Source organism: Pseudonocardia aurantiaca, from assembly GCF_039526725.1.
Lineage (GTDB): Bacteria > Actinomycetota > Actinomycetes > Mycobacteriales > Pseudonocardiaceae > Pseudonocardia > Pseudonocardia aurantiaca.
The window spans coordinates 110,973-129,558 of record NZ_BAAAJG010000012.1; the positions used below are offsets into that span (position 1 = coordinate 110,973).

At 73.0% G+C, this 18,586-nt stretch carries 15 protein-coding genes; 5 read left to right on the forward strand and 10 right to left on the reverse strand.

Annotated elements, in window-relative coordinates; all coding sequences use genetic code 11:
* Nucleotides 1-189: 189 nt before the first annotated feature.
* Entirely contained in the window at nucleotides 190-1,263 is a 1,074-nt protein-coding gene (locus ABD143_RS20340; RefSeq protein WP_343980580.1) for a hypothetical protein, read from the forward strand.
* Nucleotides 1,264-1,364: 101 nt separating this feature from the next.
* Here the strand turns inward: ABD143_RS20340 and ABD143_RS20345 are convergent, their stop codons facing one another.
* Both ABD143_RS20345 and ABD143_RS20350 read right to left on the reverse strand, forming a co-directional pair.
* Entirely contained in the window at nucleotides 1,365-1,970 is a 606-nt protein-coding gene (locus ABD143_RS20345; RefSeq protein WP_343980583.1) for a DoxX family protein, read from the reverse strand.
* 59 nt (nucleotides 1,971-2,029) lie between these two features.
* Nucleotides 2,030-2,947 (reverse strand): 2-hydroxyacid dehydrogenase, encoded by a 918-nt coding sequence (locus ABD143_RS20350; protein ID WP_343980586.1) that lies wholly within the window; start codon nucleotides 2,945-2,947, stop codon nucleotides 2,030-2,032.
* Nucleotides 2,948-3,001: 54 nt separating this feature from the next.
* Here ABD143_RS20350 and ABD143_RS20355 point away from each other — a divergent pair, with 54 nt between their 5' ends.
* The gene (locus ABD143_RS20355; RefSeq protein ID WP_343980589.1) at nucleotides 3,002-4,153 is read left to right on the forward strand and encodes a PQQ-dependent sugar dehydrogenase; all 1,152 of its coding nucleotides are present in this window, start codon (nucleotides 3,002-3,004) and stop codon (nucleotides 4,151-4,153) included.
* A 122-nt stretch (nucleotides 4,154-4,275) separates the two neighbouring features.
* Here the strand turns inward: ABD143_RS20355 and gatB are convergent, their stop codons facing one another.
* From gatB to gatC, 3 genes are read right to left on the reverse strand one after another with little or no spacing between them, the layout of a single operon-like run.
* On the reverse strand, nucleotides 4,276-5,775 hold the full coding sequence (gene gatB, locus ABD143_RS20360; RefSeq protein ID WP_343980592.1) for an Asp-tRNA(Asn)/Glu-tRNA(Gln) amidotransferase subunit GatB: 1,500 nt from the start codon (nucleotides 5,773-5,775) through the stop codon (nucleotides 4,276-4,278).
* Complete coding sequence (gene gatA, locus ABD143_RS20365; RefSeq protein ID WP_343980595.1) at nucleotides 5,772-7,283, reverse strand: Asp-tRNA(Asn)/Glu-tRNA(Gln) amidotransferase subunit GatA; 1,512 nt, start codon at nucleotides 7,281-7,283, stop codon at nucleotides 5,772-5,774. The genes gatB and gatA overlap by 4 nt, the downstream gene beginning before the upstream one ends.
* Nucleotides 7,283-7,612, reverse strand: a complete 330-nt coding sequence (gatC, locus tag ABD143_RS20370; protein ID WP_343980598.1) for an Asp-tRNA(Asn)/Glu-tRNA(Gln) amidotransferase subunit GatC — start codon at nucleotides 7,610-7,612, stop codon at nucleotides 7,283-7,285. Before gatC ends, gatA begins: the two co-directional genes overlap by 1 nt.
* 372 nt (nucleotides 7,613-7,984) lie before the next feature.
* On the opposite strand from gatC, the gene ABD143_RS20375 reads away from it, so the two are divergent.
* Both ABD143_RS20375 and ABD143_RS20380 read left to right on the forward strand, forming a co-directional pair.
* On the forward strand, nucleotides 7,985-8,662 hold the full coding sequence (locus ABD143_RS20375; protein WP_343980601.1) for an ACT domain-containing protein: 678 nt from the start codon (nucleotides 7,985-7,987) through the stop codon (nucleotides 8,660-8,662).
* Nucleotides 8,663-8,672: 10 nt separating this feature from the next.
* Nucleotides 8,673-9,908 (forward strand): PucR-like N-terminal domain-containing protein, encoded by a 1,236-nt coding sequence (locus tag ABD143_RS20380; RefSeq protein WP_343980604.1) that lies wholly within the window; start codon nucleotides 8,673-8,675, stop codon nucleotides 9,906-9,908.
* Between the two features lie 4 nt (nucleotides 9,909-9,912).
* On the opposite strand, the gene ABD143_RS20385 is transcribed toward ABD143_RS20380, so the two are convergent.
* The 5 genes from ABD143_RS20385 to ABD143_RS20405 all read right to left on the reverse strand — a co-directional run bounded on the left by ABD143_RS20385 (nucleotide 9,913) and on the right by ABD143_RS20405 (nucleotide 16,772).
* Nucleotides 9,913-11,079: a fatty acid desaturase family protein gene (locus ABD143_RS20385; protein ID WP_343980607.1), complete on the reverse strand. Its 1,167-nt coding sequence runs from the start codon at nucleotides 11,077-11,079 to the stop codon at nucleotides 9,913-9,915.
* Nucleotides 11,080-11,088: 9 nt separating this feature from the next.
* Entirely contained in the window at nucleotides 11,089-12,162 is a 1,074-nt protein-coding gene (locus ABD143_RS20390; protein WP_343980611.1) for a ferredoxin reductase, read from the reverse strand.
* Between the two features lie 91 nt (nucleotides 12,163-12,253).
* A complete protein-coding gene (locus ABD143_RS20395) occupies nucleotides 12,254-12,973 on the reverse strand; it encodes a 3-keto-5-aminohexanoate cleavage protein (protein WP_343980614.1) in 720 nt (239 codons plus the stop codon).
* Nucleotides 12,974-13,085: 112 nt separating this feature from the next.
* The gene (gene ligA, locus ABD143_RS20400) at nucleotides 13,086-15,428 is read right to left on the reverse strand and encodes an NAD-dependent DNA ligase LigA (protein ID WP_343980618.1); all 2,343 of its coding nucleotides are present in this window, start codon (nucleotides 15,426-15,428) and stop codon (nucleotides 13,086-13,088) included.
* 360 nt (nucleotides 15,429-15,788) lie between these two features.
* Complete coding sequence (locus ABD143_RS20405; protein ID WP_379659896.1) at nucleotides 15,789-16,772, reverse strand: uroporphyrinogen decarboxylase/cobalamine-independent methonine synthase family protein; 984 nt, start codon at nucleotides 16,770-16,772, stop codon at nucleotides 15,789-15,791.
* A 343-nt stretch (nucleotides 16,773-17,115) separates the two neighbouring features.
* Here ABD143_RS20405 and ABD143_RS20410 point away from each other — a divergent pair, with 343 nt between their 5' ends.
* Nucleotides 17,116-18,543, forward strand: a complete 1,428-nt coding sequence (locus tag ABD143_RS20410; protein ID WP_343980621.1) for a multicopper oxidase family protein — start codon at nucleotides 17,116-17,118, stop codon at nucleotides 18,541-18,543.
* The last annotated feature ends 43 nt before the right edge of the window (nucleotides 18,544-18,586 follow it).

An 18,586-nucleotide genomic window follows, 5' to 3' on the forward strand; every position in this document is an offset into this window, starting at 1 on the left:
CGGGCGCAGACCATCACCGTGCCGTAAGTTCGGAGGCGTTGATGCCGTAGAAGCCTGGCCGGGCTGGGAGTTCTCACCCAGATCCTTCGTCACAATTTCGAAGGCGCGCGAGGTCAGGCTTTATTGATCGAGATGTCGACCGGCCCCGATCCGGGCGCCGTCCATTGATGCGGTGATGGGGAGACGGCCGTGACCGAGACCGCCGATGCGATCGATCTAGATCTGTATCCCAATGAGGCCTCCGATCTCGCGGTCGTGCCGGGCGGGCTGGTGGCTCTCTACGACCAGACCTTCGTGACCGTGCTCGACGAGGGCGTGATCGAGGAGTCGATCGCGATCCTCGGCCATCGTGGCGACGATCCCGTCGAGGGTTGGGAAGCACAGCGGCTGCGGCTCTCAGCCACCGTCCACGCCGGGCGCACCGAGGACGCCGAGGCATGCGACTTCTACGGCGACCACCTGTACGTCTTCGGCTCACACTTCGGCTCCAAGGACGGCCCACTGGAGGCGCGGCGGGCCTGGGTCGCGCGCCTTGCGAAGGCCGACCTGCCGGCAGCGTTCGCAGGCAAGCAGTCGCCGGTCGAGATCGCCCGCAACCGTTTCACCCTGCACCGCGCCATCAACGACCGGCTCCGCGAGTCCGGACTGGCCCTGCGCGAACTCGGGCCGCGGGCGCGCGAACGGCTCATCCTCCGCACCATCGAGCGGGCCGAGAAGAAGCAGAAGGCGTGGGCCGGCCGGGTCCGCATGGACGACCAGCCGATCAACATCGAGGGCATCTGCTTCCTGGCCGACGGCACGCTGCTACTCGGCCTGCGCTACCCGGTCACGGCGGGGGGCGAGCCGATCCTCGTCGAACTCATCGACATCGAGGCCTTTTTCGCTGACCCCGGCGCGCCGCCGGCACTCGGTGCGGTCTGGACCCTCGAGTGCGAGGGCAGCCCGGACGACCCGGTAGGGATACGCGCGCTGCACCGCAGCCCCGACGACCGGGTCCACGCAATCGTCGGCAGCCTCGACGCGCTCGGCAAGGACAGCGCTCTCGTCGCCGACCACCCTGCTGCCGGTCAGGCGCACTGCGAGCACTGGGCGATGCGGCTGCCCGAGCACCGCGGGGGCGGCGGCGTCGAATGCCGCAAGATTCACTCCTTCCCGGGCGAACGGAGCGTCGAAGGCCTGGCCAAGATGCCGTCCGGGCCGTTCCTGTACGTCGTCGACCGCGACCACAACGTGCACCTACGCTTCCTGCTGGCCGAGGACTAGGTTCTGGACGAGGCGGTCAAGAAACACCCTAGCCTTGTCGGAACGCCAACATGGCTCGAACGCATGTTCGCGGAAGCGGACGTCCGGTTGGCGCGCCAGGCTCAGCGCGTCCGCAGCAGCACGTACACCAGCACGCCGACCGCGATGCCGAAGACCATCGCGAGCACGCCCCACGACGCCGGGCGCCGGTGCCATGCCCTGCCGTTGTCGAGGGCGATCCGGCCCGGGCCGGTCAGGACGAGCGCCGCTGCGCCCAGCCCGAGCACCACGTCGAACTCGACGGCGTTCACTCCGGCCGCCGACGTGAGGAAGTAGCCGCTGCTCAGCTTGACCAGCACGGCGTTGATCTTGATCGCGAGCAGCCCGGCCGCCGCGAACGGCGTGACGACACCGAGCACGACGAACGCCCCCGCCACGAGCTCCGCGATCCCGCCCGCCCAGGACAGCGTGGTGGCCTGCTGGTAGCCGTAGGTCTGCAGGGAAGCCGCGAACCCGCCCACGCCGGGGCCGCCCCACAGCCCGAACACCTTCTGCATGCCGTGGGCGAAGAACGTGCCGCCGATCGCGAAGCGCAGGAGCAGCAGTCCGAAGTCGGTGGCGCCGTTCCACGCGAGCGGCCGGAGGTTGGGGCGCGTCGGGGTCGGCTCGGTCGAGCCGAATCCGCCGCTGCCGGAGCCGGGAAGGATCGACGTCGGCTGGTCGCTCATGGGCCGGAGGGTAGCGGTGCCCGGCGATGTCCGCCCCCTTCCGCGCGGCCGGTCGACGATCAGTAGCCCCCCTCCACCAGGTTCGGCGGGCGCTCGCCGCGGGCGTAGGCCGCGATCTGCTCGGCCCCCACCTGGTACGCGCGGCGCAGCCCGCCCGGGACGCTCCCGCCGATGTGCGGGCAGAGGAACAGGCCGGGGGCGGCCCAGAGCGGGTGGTCGGCCGGCAGCGGTTCGGGATCGGTGACGTCCAGCGCTGCGCGCAACCGCCCGCTCGTCAGCTCGGCGGTGATGGCGCCGGTGTCGGCTACGGGCCCGCGCGCCGCGTTGACCAGCAGCGACCCGTCCGGCATCGCCGCGAGGAAGGCCGCGTCGACCAGGCCGCGCGTCTCGTCGGTCAGGGGGACGATCACCACGCAGGCGTCGTGGTCGGGCAGGAGGTCGTGCACCTCGTCGATGCCGTGTACACCCGGCCGCGCCCGGCGCCCGACGAGCGTGGTCTGCACGTCGAACGGCGCCAGCCGGCGCACGGTCTGCTCGGCGACGTCCCCGGCCCCGACGATCAGCACGCGCTTGCCGGCGAGCTCCTCCGTGCGGTGGTAGTCCCAGCGCCGCGCGTCCTGAGCCCGGACGAACTGCGGGAAGTGCCGGTAGACGGCCACCAGAGCCCCGACGATCCACTCGGCGGTGGCGCCGCCGTGCGCGCCCCGGCAGTCCGACAGCGCGACGCCGTCGGGGAGCCGCCCGACCCACGCCTCCGCGCCCGCGGTGAGCAACTGCACCAGCCTCAGCTCGGGGAGCCGCTGCACCACCGGCATCGCCGCGGGCCCGGCGAGAAACGGGGGGATGAGCACCTGCGCCCGCGTGGCCGCGTCGGGCAGGTCACGCTCCGGGTCGTACCGCACGACCTCGATGCCCTCGACGTCCGCCAGAGCCGCGGCGCCCTCCTCGTCCGGGACCAAAACCACGATGTCGCCCATGTGCCGGGACGCTACTCACCGGCCGCTCACCCGGGGCCGCCTAACCTGGCGGGTGTGGGAGGACGGGTGCGGCGCGCGGCCGCCGCGGCGTTGCTCGGGCTGCTGCTCGCCGGCTGCGCCACGTTCCCGGACGAGGGCCCGCGCCAGTGGCGGGAGCAGCTGCAGGGCATGGGCGAGCTGGGCGGGCCGCCGGTCGTGCCCGATCCGCCGACGCCCCCACCCGCCGCGCCGCCCGGCGGTCAGGCCGGGCAGTCCGGGCAGGCACCCCCGCCGCCGACGGGGTGCACGGACCCGGATCCACAGGTCGTCGCGACATGCCTGGGGCCGGTCGGCGCCATCGCGGTGCTACCGGACAGCGTCACCGCGCTGGTCGCCGAGCGCACCACCGGCCGCATCCTGCGCGTGCGCCGCGGGGTCGAGCCGGAGCTGGTCACGACCGTGCCGGTGGACGCGACCGGCGGCGGCGGGCTGACCGGCCTCGTACTCTCGCCGTCCTACATCGAGGACCAGCTCCTCTACGCCTACGTCACGACCCCCCAGGACAACCGCGTCGTCCGGATCGCCCCACGTGAGGGACCAAAGCCGGTGCTCGCCGGCATCCCGAGGGGCACGACGAACAACGCGGGCGCGCTCGCCGTCGACGTCGACGGTTCGCTATTGGTGGCCACGGGCGACGCCGGGAACCCGCAGCCCCCCGGACTCGCAGGCAAGCTCCTGCGCATCAACACCCTCGGCCGCCCCTCGAGCGGCAACCCGGTACCCGGCTCCCCCGTGCTCAGCACCGGCCTGCACTCGCCGGGCGGCATCTGCATCGACCCGGTCACGACGGCCACGTGGGTCACCGACCGCGCCGGCACCCAGGACGTGCTGCACCTCGTCGTCCCAGGACCGCTGCCCCCACCGGCGTGGACGTGGCCGGACCGGCCGGGCGTGGCGGGCTGCATGGCGCAGCCGGGGCTCATCGCCGTCGCGCAGACGGGCGCGGCGTCCCTGTTCGTGCTGCGCCCCAACGAGCGCGGCGTGTTCACCGGCACCCCGGAGACCCTGCTGACCGGCACGTACGGTCGGCTCTCGGCCGCCGCACCCGCCCCCGACGGCCTGCTGTGGCTCGGCACGGTCAACAAGGCGGGTGGGCAGCCGGTGCCCAGCGACGACCGCGTGATCCGCATTCAGCCGCCTGCCGGTGGCGGCCAGAGCCGCGCCTAGGAGCCTCAGCAGGAGTTCAGGGGCAAGGACACGCACAGCCCCGCCCGCAACGCTGCAAAGCCACTCTCGTGCCAACCGGTGGCGTGAAAGTGGCTTTGCAGCAATCAAGCCAGATACAGCAGTCAGCTGCAGCGTTCGATGATCAGCTCACGCACGCGCTTCGCGTCGGCCTTGCCGCCGGTGGCCTTCATGACCGCCCCGACGATCGCCCCCGCCGCCTGCACCTTGCCGCCGCGGATCTTCTCCACGACGTCCGGCTGCGCCGCGAGCGCCGCGTCGACCGCCTCGACGAGCGCGCCCTCGTCGGACACCACTGCGAGACCGCGAGCCTTCACGACGTCGTCCGGCTCACCCTCGCCGGCCAGCACCCCGTCGACGACCTGCCGCGCGAGCTTGTTGTTCAGCTCGCCGGAGGCCACGAGCGCGATCACCCGGGCCACCTGCTCGGGTGTGATCGGCAGCCCCGCGAGCTCCACGCCGCGGGCGTTGGCCTGCTGGGCCAGGTACGCCACCCACCACGAGCGGGCCTCGCCCGCGGGCGCACCCGCCACGACCGTGGCCTCGATGAGGTCGAGCGCACCGGCGTTGACCAGGTCGCGCAGCTCCTCGTCCGACAGCGACCAGTCGCTCTGGAGCCGCCCGCGCCGCTCCCACGGGAGCTCGGGAAGCGTGCCGCGCAGCTCCTCGACCCACTCGGCGGGCGGGGCGATCGGCACCAGATCGGGCTCCGGGAAGTACCGGTAGTCCTCCGCGGTCTCCTTGCGGCGGCCGGGCCGTGTGGTGCCCGTGGCCTCCTCGAAGTGCCGCGTCTCCTGGACGACGCGCTCGCCCGCGAGCAGCACACCAGCCTGCCGCGCCATCTCGAACCGCACGGCCCGCTCGACCGAGCGCAGCGAGTTGACGTTCTTGGTCTCCGACCGGGTGCCGAGCACCCCGGAGCCGCGCGGCGACAGCGAGAGGTTCACGTCGGCCCGCATCGAGCCCTGGTCCATCCGGACGTCGGAGACGCCGAGGGACTTCACCAGGTCGCGCAGCGCCGTGACGTACGCGCGCGCCACCTCCGGCGCCCGCTCCGCCGTGCCCGGGATCATCTTGGTGACGATCTCGATCAACGGCACACCGGCGCGGTTGTAGTCGAGCAGCGAGTACTCGGCACCGTGGATGCGCCCGGTCGCGCCGCCGACGTGGAGCGACTTGCCGGTGTCCTCCTCCATGTGCGCCCGCTCGATCTCCACGCGGAACGTGGAGCCGTCGTCAAGCGGGACGTCCAGGTACCCGTTGACGGCGATCGGCTCGTCGTACTGGGAGGTCTGGAAGTTCTTCGGCATGTCCGGGTAGAAGTAGTTCTTCCGCGCGAACCGGCCCCAGGGCGCGATGTCGCAGTTCAGCGCCAGCCCGATCCGGATCGCCGACTCGACGGCCGTGCGGTTGACCACCGGCAGCGCGCCCGGCAGACCGAGGCAGGTCGGACAGACCTGCGTGTTGGGCTCCGCCCCGAACGTGGTGGGGCAGCCGCAGAACATCTTGCTCTGCGTGTTCAGCTCGACGTGCACCTCGATCCCCAGCATGGGGTCGAAGCGCTCGACGACCTCGTCGAAGTCGACCAGCGTCGGCGCACTCACGTTCTCACCTCCGGAACGCTGTTGATCAGGGGGGCGCCTGCCGCGGCGTTGCGCGCGGCCTCGTAGGCGGCGGCCACCCGGTACATGACGGCCTCACCGAGCGCGGGGGCCATCACCTGCAGCCCCACCGGCAGGCCCTCGGCCAACCCCGACGGCACGGACATCGCCGCGGTGCCCGCGAGGTTGGTGGGGATCGTGGCGAGGTCGTTGAGGTACATCGCCAGCGGGTCGTCGATCTTGTCGCCGATCGGGAACGCCGTGGTGGGCGTTGTGGGCGAGACCAGCACGTCGGCCTGCTCGAACGCGGTGACGAAGTCGCGCGCGATGAGCGTGCGCACCTTCTGCGCCTGCCCGTAGTAGGCGTCGTAGTAGCCCGACGAGAGCGCGTAGGTGCCGAGGATGATCCGGCGCTTGGCCTCGGGGCCGAACCCGGCCTCGCGGGTGGCCGCCATGACCTCCTCCGCCGACGCGCCCTTGTCCACACGAAGGCCGTAGCGCATGGCGTCGAAGCGGGCGAGGTTGGACGAGACTTCGCTCGGCAGGATCAGGTAGTAGGCGGCCAGCCCGTACTCGAAGTGCGGGCAGGACACCTCCACCAGCTCGGCGCCGAGCTTCTCCAGCTGCCGCAGCGCCTGGTCGTACGACGCCCGTACGCCCGGCTGGTAGCCCTCGCCGCCCAGCTCCCGCACCACGCCGATGCGCAGCCCGCGGAGGTCTCCGGTGGCCCCGCGTCGGGCCGCCTCGACGACGGCCGGGACGGGCTGGTCGATCGAGGTGGAGTCGAGCGGGTCGTGCCCGGCGATGACCTCGTGCAGCAGCGCGGTGTCGAGCACCGTGCGGGCGCACGGGCCGCCCTGGTCGAGCGACGACGCGCAGGCGATGAGCCCGTAGCGGGACACGCCCCCGTACGTCGGCTTCGCGCCGACTGTGCCGGTGAACGCGGCGGGCTGGCGGATCGAGCCGCCGGTGTCGGTGCCGATCGCGAGCGGCGCCTCGAACGCCGCCAGCGCGGCCGCCGAGCCGCCGCCCGAACCGCCGGGCACGCGTGTGGTGTCCCACGGGTTGTGCGTGACCCCGTACGCCGAGTGCTCCGTGGACGAGCCCATCGCGAACTCGTCCATGTTGGTCTTGCCCAGGATGGGGATGCCGGCGGCGCGCAGCCGCGCGGTGAGCGTGGCGTCGTAGGGCGGGCGCCAGCCCTCGAGCATCCGCGACCCGGCCGTCGTGGGCATGTCGCTCGTCGTGAACACGTCCTTGAGCGCCAGCGGCACCCCGGCAAGCGGCGACGCCGGGGCGACACCGGCGGCCAGCCCCTCGTCGACCATCGTGGCCGCCTCGATCGCGGCCTCCCCGGCGACGTGCAGGAACGCGTGGACGTCCGCGTCGACCTCGGAGATGCGGTCGAGGTGGGCGCGGGTGACCTCGACGGCGGACACCTCGCGGGAGTGGATCTTCTCCGCCAGCTCGGCCGCGGTCAGGCGGGTGAGCTCCGTGTCGGGGGCGCCCATCAGGCCTCCTCCCCCAGGATCTGCGGCACGCGGAAGCGGCCGTCCTCGGCCGCCGGAGCGCCGGCGAGGACCCGCTCCTGGTCGAGGCACGGGCGCAGCTCGTCGGGGCGGAACACGTTCTGCAGCGGCACGGCGTGCGACGTCGGCGGGATGTCGTCGGCAGCGACCTCGCCCACCCGCGCGACAGCGCCGAGAATCACGTCGAGCTGGCCTGCGAAGACATCGAGCTCCGCGTCGGTGACGGCGAGCCTGGCCAGCCGGGCGAGGTGCGCGACCTCGTCCCGGGTGATCCCCCGGCTCGCACTCGATGCCGCGGTGTCGGCGGACATGTCCCTCCAGGGCGAATACGTTCTCGTGCTTGGATCCGGTGCACCCGTCGGCGCTGGTGGTGACGGGTGCGGCAGGCGCGGTGCCGGTGGCGGGTGCTGGCGCGCGGTAGCCGTGGCGGCACCGGCGCTGACCTCGACCACGAGTCTAGTCCTCGCGACTTTCCGCAGTCCTTGCGGTTATCTGCAAGGGACGTTGATCGGTCCGTCACGCTCTTCTGTTGCGCTGGGGGGCCACTCCCCTGACACAATCTCGCGTCTGGGAGGGTCCTGAACAACTCCGCCCCGTGCAGTAGGGCCGAGTTGTTCAGGGCGCTCCTGGTGCTGCCGCGCGTGCCGCCCGCGGTGGGGGGTGTCGGCGAGAGGACGTGTGGCGTGTCGTTCCTGCTCCGGGTCGTTCTCCCGGACAAGCCGGGCAGTCTCGGAGCCGTAGCAACGGCCCTGGGAAACGCGGGTGCCGACATCCTCGGCGTCGACGTGGTCGAGCGCAGCCACGGCAACGCCATCGACGACCTCGCCGTCGAGCTACCGCCGGGGCGCCCGCCGGACGTGCTGATCACGGCCGCCGAGTCCGTGCCGGGTGTCGAGGTCGAGTCGGTGCGGCCGCACTCCGGAAAGCTGGACACCCACCGCGAGCTGGAGCTGATCGAGGAGATCACCACCGACCCCGATCACGGCCTGCAACTGCTCGCCGACGGCATCCCGCGGATCTTCCGGGCCGGGTGGGCGCTCGTCGTCGAGCGGGAGGGCGACCGGTCCTACCGGCTCGCCCAGAGCACCGCCGCCCCCGAGACGAGCGCGGGGAACCTCCCGTGGCTGCCACTGACGCGGGCCATCGTCGTGGACCCCGAGGTGCACTGGGTGCCGGAGCCGTGGAGCGCGCTCGACACCGAGCTCGCGGCCGCGCCGTTCGGGCTCAAGCAGCGGGTGCTCGTCGTCGGGCGACCCGGCGGGCCCGCGTTCCGGTTGTCGGAGCTGGCGCGGCTCACACACCTGGCGGGGATCGTCACGACGGTGCTCGGTCCAGGAGATGCTGGGACCGCGAGCAGTTAGTGTCGGTCCCATGGACCGGCCGTGGTCGCGCGTGCCGAGCTGGGTGGGAGCCGCGTTGCGGCCGGAACTCGACGGCACGACCGACGACATCATCGCCGCCGTCCGCGCGGAGGTGCCCGACTACGACCGCCCGCTGACCGGGCGCTTCGGGTCGCGGATCACCGAGGGGGTCACGGTCGCGCTCGGGCAGTTCTTCGACCTGCTCGGCCGCGACGAGGCACTCGGCGACTCCACCGTCTACCGCGCGCTCGGGCAGCTGGAGCACCGCGAGGGCCGCACGCTCGCCGCGCTGCAGTCGGCGTACCAGGTGGGCACCCGCACCCTGTGGCGCCACCTCGGGAGCAGCACCACGGCCCGGCAGCTGCCACCGGAAGTCATCTTCAGCCTGGCCGAGGCCCTCTTCGGCTACATCGAGGAGCTGAGCGCGGCGTCCGTGGCCGGGTGGGCGGACGAGGAGACGAGCCAGGCCGGCTCCCTGCAGGCCCGCAGGCACGCGCTGGTCGAGATGCTCGCCCGGCAGCCGCCGCCGGCCCCGGCCGAGGTGGAACGGGCCGCCGCCGCGGCCGGCTGGACCATGCCGGCCAGGCTCTCCGTGCTCGTCGTCGAGGACCCTGTGGCGGTGGCCGCGCGGCTGCCCGGTGCCATCGGCGCCGACCTCGACCCGCTCGGGCTGGTGATCGTGCCCGTGAGCGTCAGTGCCAGGTCGGCGGCCGCCGCGAGCACCGGGCGCGGCGACGACACCGCACGCGCGCCGTGGGCCGACCGCGTCCGGGCCGGGCTGGGCGGGCGGCGAGCGGTGCTCGGCCCGGTCGTGGAGGCCGCACAGGCGCACCGGTCGGCGGCGCTGGCCCAGGCGGCCTGGCCGCTGCACATGGCCGCGCTGCTCGGGCCCGGGTGCGACGCCGCCCTGGTCCGCGCCGACGAGCACCTGCTCGCGCTCCTGCTCGCGGCCGAGCCCGACCTCGCCGCCGCCATGTGCGAACGCTCCCTGGCTCCGCTGCGCGCGCTCCCCGCCGGGGCCGCTGCCCGCGGCGAGGAGACGCTGCGGGCCTGGCTCGATGCGCACGGCGACGTCTCCGCCACGGCCGCGGCGCTACACGTGCACCCGCAGACGGTCAGGTACCGGCTCGCCGGGCTGCGGGAGGCGTTCGGGGGCGCGCTGGACGACCCCACAGCGAGGCTGGAGCTGGCCGTCGCGCTGCGCACGCCGCCGCTGGCCCGCCCGGAACCCGACCGCCCGGCCTGACGGGTCAGCCGGCCAGCCGGATCGGGGTGCCGTTCGCCTGGCGGCGCGCCGGGAGCTGCCGCACGTCGGCGGGCTTCTCGCCGCCGCCGGGGAACGCCAGCCGCACGATCTTGCGCACCACCTTGGCGTACTGCTTGGGCAGCGGGCCCGTCGTGTACGGCAGCCCGTAGCGCTCGCAGATCTCGCGCACGCGCGGGGCGATCTCGGCGTAGCGGTTGCTCGGGATGTCCGGGAACAGGTGGTGCTCGATCTGGTGGCTGAGGTTGCCGGTCATGATGTGGAACAGACGGCCGCCGGAGAGGTTGGCCGAGCCCAGCATCTGCCGGACGTACCACTGGCCCTTCGTCTCGCCCTCGAGCCGCTCCTCCTCGAACGTCTCGGTGCCGTCGGGGAAGTGGCCGCAGAAGATCACGGCGTGCGACCAGACGTTGCGGACGACGTTCGCGGTGAGGTTCGCGGCGGCGGTGTGCAGGAAGCCGGGGCCCGACAGCGCGGGGAACAGCACGTAGTCCTTGGCAAGGTGGCGGCGCGCCTTGCGCCACAGCCCCTTCAGATCCTCCTTGAGCTGCTCCTTCGACTTGCTGCCCTCCTTGACCCGGTCCACCTCGAGGTCGTAGAGGGCGATGCCCCACTCGAAGATCAGGGAGAGGCCGATGTTGGTGAGCGGCTGGATCAGGTCGGCGGGCTTCCACTCCTGCTCCGGCGTGATCCGCATGACCGAGTAGCCGAGGTCACGGTCCTTGCCGCGCACGTTCGTGAACGTGTGGTGCTCGTAGTTGTGCGACTTCTTCCACGACTTGGCCGGGGTGGCGTGGTCCCACTCCCACGTCGTGGAGTGGATCCTCGGGTCGCGCATCCAGTCCCACTGGCCGTGCAGGACGTTGTGGCCGATCTCCATGTTGTCGAGGATCTTGGCGGCCGACAGCGCCGCCGTGCCCGCGATCCACGCGGGCGGGAACAGCGAGAAGATCAGAACACCGCGGCCCGCGACCTCGAGGCCGCGCTGTACGGCGATGACGCGGTGGATGTAGCGGGCGTCGGCCTCGCCGAGGCTGTCGACGATCTCGGCGCGGATCGCGTCGAGCTCGGCTCCGAGTTCCTCGATCTGCTCGTCCGAGAGATGGGCGGCAGCGCTGGGCTTCGTGGAGGGCGTGAAGGTCGGAATGGCCATGAGGATCTCCTAAAGCTCGATCTCGACGTCGCCCGCGGCACCGGAGACACAGGTGCGGACGGGTTCGCCGGGAATGTCGTGCAGGTCACCGGTACGCAGGTCGCGCACCGCGCCGGTGCGCAGCCGGCCGACGCAGGTGTGACAGATGCCCATGCGGCAGCCATTGGGCAGCAGCGCGCCGGCTGCCTCGCCGGCAGCCAGCAGTGGCGTGCCCGGGGCGGTGTCGGTGGTGATCCCGCTGGTCGTGAACGTGACGCGCCCGCCAGGGGCGCCGTCGGCCACCGTGGCCGGCGGGGTGAAGCGCTCGACGTGCAGGGACTCCGGGGCGCCGTGGCGCGCCCAGTGCGCCGCGAGGTCGTCCAGCAGCCCGGCCGGGCCGCAGGCCCAGGCCTCGCGCGCGGGCCAGTCGGGCACCGCGTCGGTGAGCTCCTCCGGGGTGAGGCGGCCCGAGACCGCGGTGTGCCGCTCCACGAGACGCAGCCCCGACGAGTCGGCGAGCGCCCGCAGCTGCGGGCCGAACACGACGTCGGTCGGGGTGCGGTCGCAATGCACCAGCACGGCGCCCGCGAGCGCTTCGGGGCGGTTGGCCGCGAGGTCACGAAGCATCGCCATGACCGGCGTGATCCCGCTGCCGGCCGTGACGAACAGCAGCTTCTCCGGGACCGGCTGCGGCAGGACGAACTCGCCCGCCGGCGGGCCGATCCGCAAGAGCGCGCCGACGGGGGTGCCGTGCGCCAGCACACCCGACACTGCGCCGCGGGGCAACGCGGTGACGGTGATGGCGAGCAGCGGCTCCTCGGGACGTGAGGTGGCCGAGTAGGTGCGCCAGTGCCACACGCCGTCGATCCGCACGCCGACCCCGACGAACTGCCCCGGCCGGTGGACGGGCCACGACCGGCCGGTGCGCAGCATGAGCGTGGTGGTGTCGGCCGTCTCGCGGCGCAGCCCGACCACTCGGGCGTGCGGTTCGCGGGTGGACCACAACGGGTTCAGCGTGCTGAGCAGGTCGTCCGGCAGCAATGGGTGAGTGAACCAGCCTGCCGCGGCTCGCGCCCGCTGACCGAACGTGCCCAAGACTCCCATGGATCCGACGGTATTGCGCGCTTCGCACAGTCGACCACGGCTGCGGCCACGTCCGGTCGGTCAGTTCTTTGGCAGATGCAAAACTCGGACGTCAGACGCGGGTGCCGAGCGCCAACTTCACGAGGTGATCGTTACCGGTGGCCAACCAGCCCTTTGGCGTGACGAGCACGTCCTCGAACCCGATGCGGGTGTCGATCTGCATCCGCATCGCGTACTCCAGCACCGGCCACGCGCCGGACTCCTCGCCGTGCAGCAGCACCGGCACCGGGAGCGTGCCGAGCGCGCGCAGGATGCGCACCCCCTCGGCCACCGCCGTCTCGGGGTTGGACACAGTGGACTCCGCCAGCACGCGGACCGTGCCCGCCGGCAGCCCGGTGGTGCGCAGCGTGACCGCGTCGCCGCTCGTCCAGACGCCCAGTTCCACGCCGATTCCGACCGAGCGAGCCGCATTGCAGACGTCCACCCAGCCCTTCTCGTGGACGTTCACCGAGCACACGTCCGGCTTGCCGACACCCAGGTGGCCCCAGGCCAGCACGGCGTCGATGCGCTTGCGCGGGTCGGGCTGGATCCAGCGGCCGGTGGCGACCCCGATCTCCATGCTCGGCACCTGGGCGCGGATGGCCGCCACCGTGTCGCCGACATAGAGCGGGTCGAGCGTCTCCTGCGCGTCCGGGCCCCTGGGGTGAACGTGCACGGACGTGATGCCCAACTCGGCCACCTCGCGCGCATCGCGGGCGAGGTGGCGCGCCAGCACGGGGAGCGCGGGGTGCGCGTCCGCCGGACGCGACCCGTTGAGCACCGCTTGCAGCACGCTGACACCCCCGTCGAAAGAGTGACCCTCGGATGGCGGATGGTGGGTCCGGCACCGCACGGAGAGACACGGGTAGCGTGATCCTACGTGTCGGGCGCACCACCATCGGGGCTCACCCCTCGACGGTTGCGACCTCCCGGGCGGCCTCCGGTCCACGCTCCAGCAGCACCCGGAAACCGGCCTCGTCGAGCACCGGAACGCCGATCTCCAGGGCCTTGTCGTACTTGGACCCGGGGGCGTCACCGGCGACGACGAACGCCGTCTTCTTCGACACCGAACCGGCCGCCCGGCCGCCCCGCGCCGTGATCGCCTCCTTGGCCTCGTCGCGGGAGTAACCCTCCATCGAGCCCGTGATGACGATCGAGAGGCCGTCGAGCGTGCGTGGCACCGACTCGTCAACCTCGTCGGCCATGCGCACGCCGGCCGCCCGCCATTTCTGGACGACCTCGCGGTGCCAGTCGACCGTGAACCAGTCGCGCAGCGCCGCGGCGATGGTGGGCCCGACCCCCTCCACACCCGCAATCGGCGCCAGGGCCGCGGCCAGCGCCTTCGCCTGGGCGCGCGCGGCCACCCGGGCCGCCCGCTCCGCCGCAGCCGCCTGCTCCTCCGCGGACGGCTCCGGCGCACTCTCGCTCTCCGCCTGCTCGCTCTCCGCCTGCTCGGCCGGAGCGGCGATGCTCTCGTCGGCCGCCGCCTCGTCGGCGGCGTCGCCCGCCGTGCCGTCAGAGGTGATCGCGAGCCCCGCGGCCGCGGTGTCGCGGGCCGCCGCCTCCGCGGCCGACTCGATGGCGTCCATCGACCCGAACTCGCGGGCCAGCGCCTGCGCCGCCGTGGGCCCGACGTGCCGGATCGAGAGCCCGACGAGCACCCGCCACATCGGCCGGTCCTTCGCCTCCTCCAGGTTGGCGAGGAGCTTGTGGCCGTTGGCCGTGAGCTCGCCCGCCTTCGTGCGGAACAGCTCGACGCGCAGGAGGTCCTCGGCCGTGAGCGAGAAGACGTCGCCCTCGTCCTGGACCACACCCGACGTCAACAGCGCAGTGGCGGCCTCGTAGCCGAGCCCCTCGATGTCGAACGCGCCGCGCCCGGCCACGTGGAACAGCCGCTCCCGCAGCTGCGCGGGGCAGGACCGGGAGTTGGGGCAGCGCAGGTCGACGTCGCCCGCCTTCTGCTGCGCAAGCTCGGTGCCGCACTCCGGGCAGTGGGTGGGCATGACGAACTCGCGCTCGCTCCCGTCGCGCAGATCCACGACCGGACCGAGCACCTCGGGGATTACGTCACCCGCCTTGCGGATGACCACCCGGTCGCCGATCAGCACGCCCTTGCGCTTGACCTCCTGCGCGTTGTGCAGGGTGGCGAGCGAGACGGTGGACCCGGCCACGACGACCGGCTCCATCTGCGCGAACGGAGTGACCCGCCCGGTGCGCCCGACGTTGACCTGGATGTCGAGGAGCTTGGTGGTGGCCTCCTCCGGCGGGTACTTGAACGCGATGGCCCAGCGCGGGGCCCGCGAGGTGGAGCCCAGCCGCCGCTGCAGCGCCACCTCGTCGACCTTGACGACGATGCCGTCGATCTCGTGCTCGATGTCGTGGCGGTGCTCGCCCCAGTACTCGACGTGGGCGAGGATCTCGTCGACGCCCTCGAGCACGACGGTGCGCTCCGACACCGGCAGCCCCCACGCGCGCAGCGCGTCGTAACCCTGTGACTGGCGCTCCAGGGTGAAGCCCTCGCGCTTGCCGAACCCGTGGCAGATCAGGCGGAGGTGGCGCGACGCCGTGACCTTGGGGTCCTTCTGCCGCAACGAGCCCGCCGCGGTGTTGCGTGGATTGGCGAACGGCGGTTTGCCCGCCTCCACCAGCGACGCGTTGAGCGCCTGGAAGTCCTCCAGCCGGAAGTACACCTCGCCCCGCACCTCGACGAGCGCCGGCACGGGGAACTCGTCGGTGCCGGTGAGCTGCTGCGGCACCTCCTCCAGCGTGCGCATGTTGAGCGTGATGTCCTCGCCCGTGCGCCCGTCGCCGCGGGTGAGCGCCCTGGTGAGCCTGCCGTTCTCGTAGAGCAGGTTGACGGCGAGGCCGTCGATCTTGAGCTCGCACAGGTAGTGGAGCTTGCCGTCGCCGACGTCGCGCGTGACCCGCTCGGCCCACGCGCGCACCTCGTCGGCGGCGAACGCGTTGTCGAGGCTCAGCATGCGTTCGAGGTGGTCGTGCGCGGTGAACTCGGTGGCGAACCGGCCGACGACCTTCTGCGTGGGCGACTCCGGTGTGACGAGCTCCGGGTACCGCTCCTCCAGCTCCACGAGCTCGCGCCAGAGCGCGTCGAACTGCCCGTCGGAGATCATGGGCGAGTCGAGCACGTAGTAGCGGAACTGGTGGTCGGCGACCTCCGCGGCCAGCCGCGCGTGCCGTTCGCGGACCTCCGGCTCGGGGGTGGCCTGGCTGACGGTATCGGGGCTCACTGACGCAGGTTATCGAGCGGCACCGACATCGACCCATGCCTCGCCCGGTCGGGCAGGGTCGTGAAAGCTGCCGCAACAGGTCGTCGAGGCTGCCCCACCCGCGAGTCGGGGCGTGAGAGCACGCGAGTCGGGGCGTGAGAGCACGCGAGTCGCTGCAAAGGTGTGAGCGAGTCGCCGGGAAAGTGTGCGCGAGTTGCGCGATCTGGCGCGGGGTCACCCACCTGAACAGCGCGACTCGCGCACCCGAATCGAGCGACTCGCGCACCCGAATACTGCGACTCGCGTGCACCCAGGGCCCGACTCGCGTGCACCCAGGCCCCGACTCGCGTGCACCCAGAGCCCGACTCGCGGGGCGGGGGGTCAGGTGTTCTCGGGTGGGTCCAGGAGGGCCTCGCCGATCTCCCTCGAGAGCGTCAGGGCGCGGCGGGCCCAGGTCGGGGTGGCGCCTGCCAGCCCGCAGGTGGGTGTCGGCACGGCTAGGGAAGCCAGGCGTGAGCGGTCGAAGCCCAGCCGGTCGGCCAGCTCGAACAGCGGCTTCGCCAGCTCCCTCGACGTCACCGGCCGCCCGGGGTCGAGCGCCGGAACCACGCCGAGCAGCAGCGGCGTGCCCGCGTCCCAGGCCTCGCCGATCACGTCCAGCGCCGCGGGCAGCGCCGTGTCGCCGCGGAAGGCCGGGTGCGTGGCATCGATTCCGACCCCGGCCACGCCGGCGCCGGCCAGGAGGCTGATCGGCGGGCGGTCCGCGCAGCAGTGCACGACGACCGGCCGGTCCAGGCTCGCGACAAGGTCGCGAAGCGCATCCTGCGCCTCGTTCCGTCCGACGGCCCGCACCGTGCCGTAACCCGACGCCGTGGGCAGCGAGCCGGCGAGCACCGCGGGCAGCGTCGGCTCGTCGAGCTGCACGAGGACCTGGGCGCCGGTGCGCCCGGCGACCTCGGCCGCGTGCGCGCGCAGCCCCTCCAGCAGGCTCGCGGTGAATTCCCGGACGGCCCCGGCGTCGGTCAGCACGCGGTGCCCGGAGTGCAGCTCCACAGCCGCCGCGAGCGTCCACGGCCCGGCGGCCTGCACCTTGACCCACTCGGGCCGGGCGACCTCGCACGCCTCCTCCAGCGCGTCGAGGTCGGCGCGCAGCAGGTCGACAGCCCGACGGTGGTCGTGCCCCGGCCGGGCCGTGACCCGGTACCCGGTGGGCACGACCTCGACGGCGAGGTCGACCAGGAGCCCTGCCGTGCGTCCGATCATGTCCGCGCCCACACCGCGGGCCGGCAGCTCGGGCAGGTACGGCAGCAGCGGGAGCTCACCCACGACGGTCGCGGCGGCCTCCCGCGCATCCGTGCCCGGCATCGAGCCGACGCCGGTGGCGGCACCGTCCGGCCAGCGCGGTGCCGGTTCTGGCGGCGGCTGCTCCCCGGTCGGGCCGGGCACCACCAGCGGGCCGCCGCCGAGCGTCTGCCCTGGCGTCGCCCCGGACAGCCCTGCGGCGGCGAGCGCGGCCGCCACGGCATCGTCGGTACTCACCGCCGGTGTCTACCACCGGCTCGTCGCGCCACACCCGTGGGGCTAGCAGCGCCCTGAACAACTCGGCCCTACTGCGCTACAGGCGGAGTTGTTCAGGACCCTGCTAGCTCTCTTCCGGACGGGTACTGGCACCCTCCCGCGGCCGTTCCCCCGCCGCGACGCTCGGGCGGTGGACCCCGCACGCCTGCGCCGCAGCATCCCCTCCGCCCTCGCGACGGCCGCCGTCACGGCGCTCGCGATCGCCATCGCGGCCGTCGCGTTCGAGGATCGCGCCGCCCCGCACCCCAGCCCACACGGCCACGCGCACGCCACCCCGGGCGCCCAGAGCGTCGCCGACCTCACCGGGCCCCGGGACGGGGTGCCGGACGTCCGGTTCGAGCTGACGGCCAGACAGTCCCAGGTCGTGCTGGACTCCGGATTCTCGACCGACGGCCTCACGTTCAACGGCACCGCGCCGGGCCCCGAGCTGCGGGTGCGGGCCGGGCAGCTTGTGGAGGTCGTGCTGCGCAACGCGGACGTCGCGGAGGGCGTCACGCTGCATTGGCACGGACTCGACGTCCCGAATGCCGAGGACGGCGTCGCGGGCGTGACGCAGGACGCCGTGCCACCCGGCGGCGAGCACCTGTACCGGTTCCGGCCCGAGCAGATCGGCTCCTTCTGGTACCACACCCACCAGGATTCCGCGGGCACCGTGCACCGCGGGCTCTACGGCGCGCTCGTCGTGGAACCGCCCGGCGGCGCGGCCGGGCCGGACGTCGTGCTGCTCGGCCACTCCTGGCTGCGTCCCGGCGCCGACCCGGTGGTGGCGATCGGCACAGGCGACGGGCCATCACGCCGGGACGTCGCACCCGGCACCCGGGTGCGCGCGCGGCTGGTCAACACCGACTCGCGCACCCAGACCTGGGCCGTCGTGGGGGCGCCGTTCACGGTGGCCGCGATCGACGGCACGGACGTCAACGGCCCCACCCCGCTCCACGGCGAACAGCTGCGGGTACCCGCGGGCGGGCGCATCGACGTGGAGTTCACGGCACCCGGCACCGTGGTGCTGGACCGCGGCCCGGCCGTCGGGTTCGGGCAGGACCCGCTGCCTGCGCCCGCCGACGGTCCGGTGTTCGACCCGCTGGGCTACGGCGCGCCCGCCCCCGTCCCGTTCCACGCGGCCGGGCCGTTCGACCGGGAGCTCACGCAGGTGCTCGACACCGTCCGGACGATCCGGCGCGGCGTCCCCAACGTCACCTGGACCATCAACGGGGAGCTGCACCCGCCCGCCGCACCGGTGGCCGAGGGTGAGTTGGTGCGCGTCCGGATCCGCAACGACGGCGACGACGCGCACCCCATGCACCTGCACGGCCACCACGTGCTCGTCCTCTCTCGGAACGGGGTGCCGGCGAGCGGCAGCCCGTGGTGGGCCGACACCGTCGGCGTGGAGCCGGGTGAGGAGTTCGAGGTGGCCTTCCGGGCCGACAACCCGGGGATCTGGATGGACCACTGCCACAACCTCGCGCATGCCGCCGCGGGGATGGTGATGCACCTGTCCTACGAGGGGGTCAGCACCCCCTTCACCGTCGGGACGGGTGCGGGAAACACCCCCGAATGATCGCACGCCACCATGCCTGACCAGCCGGAACGACGTCCCTAGG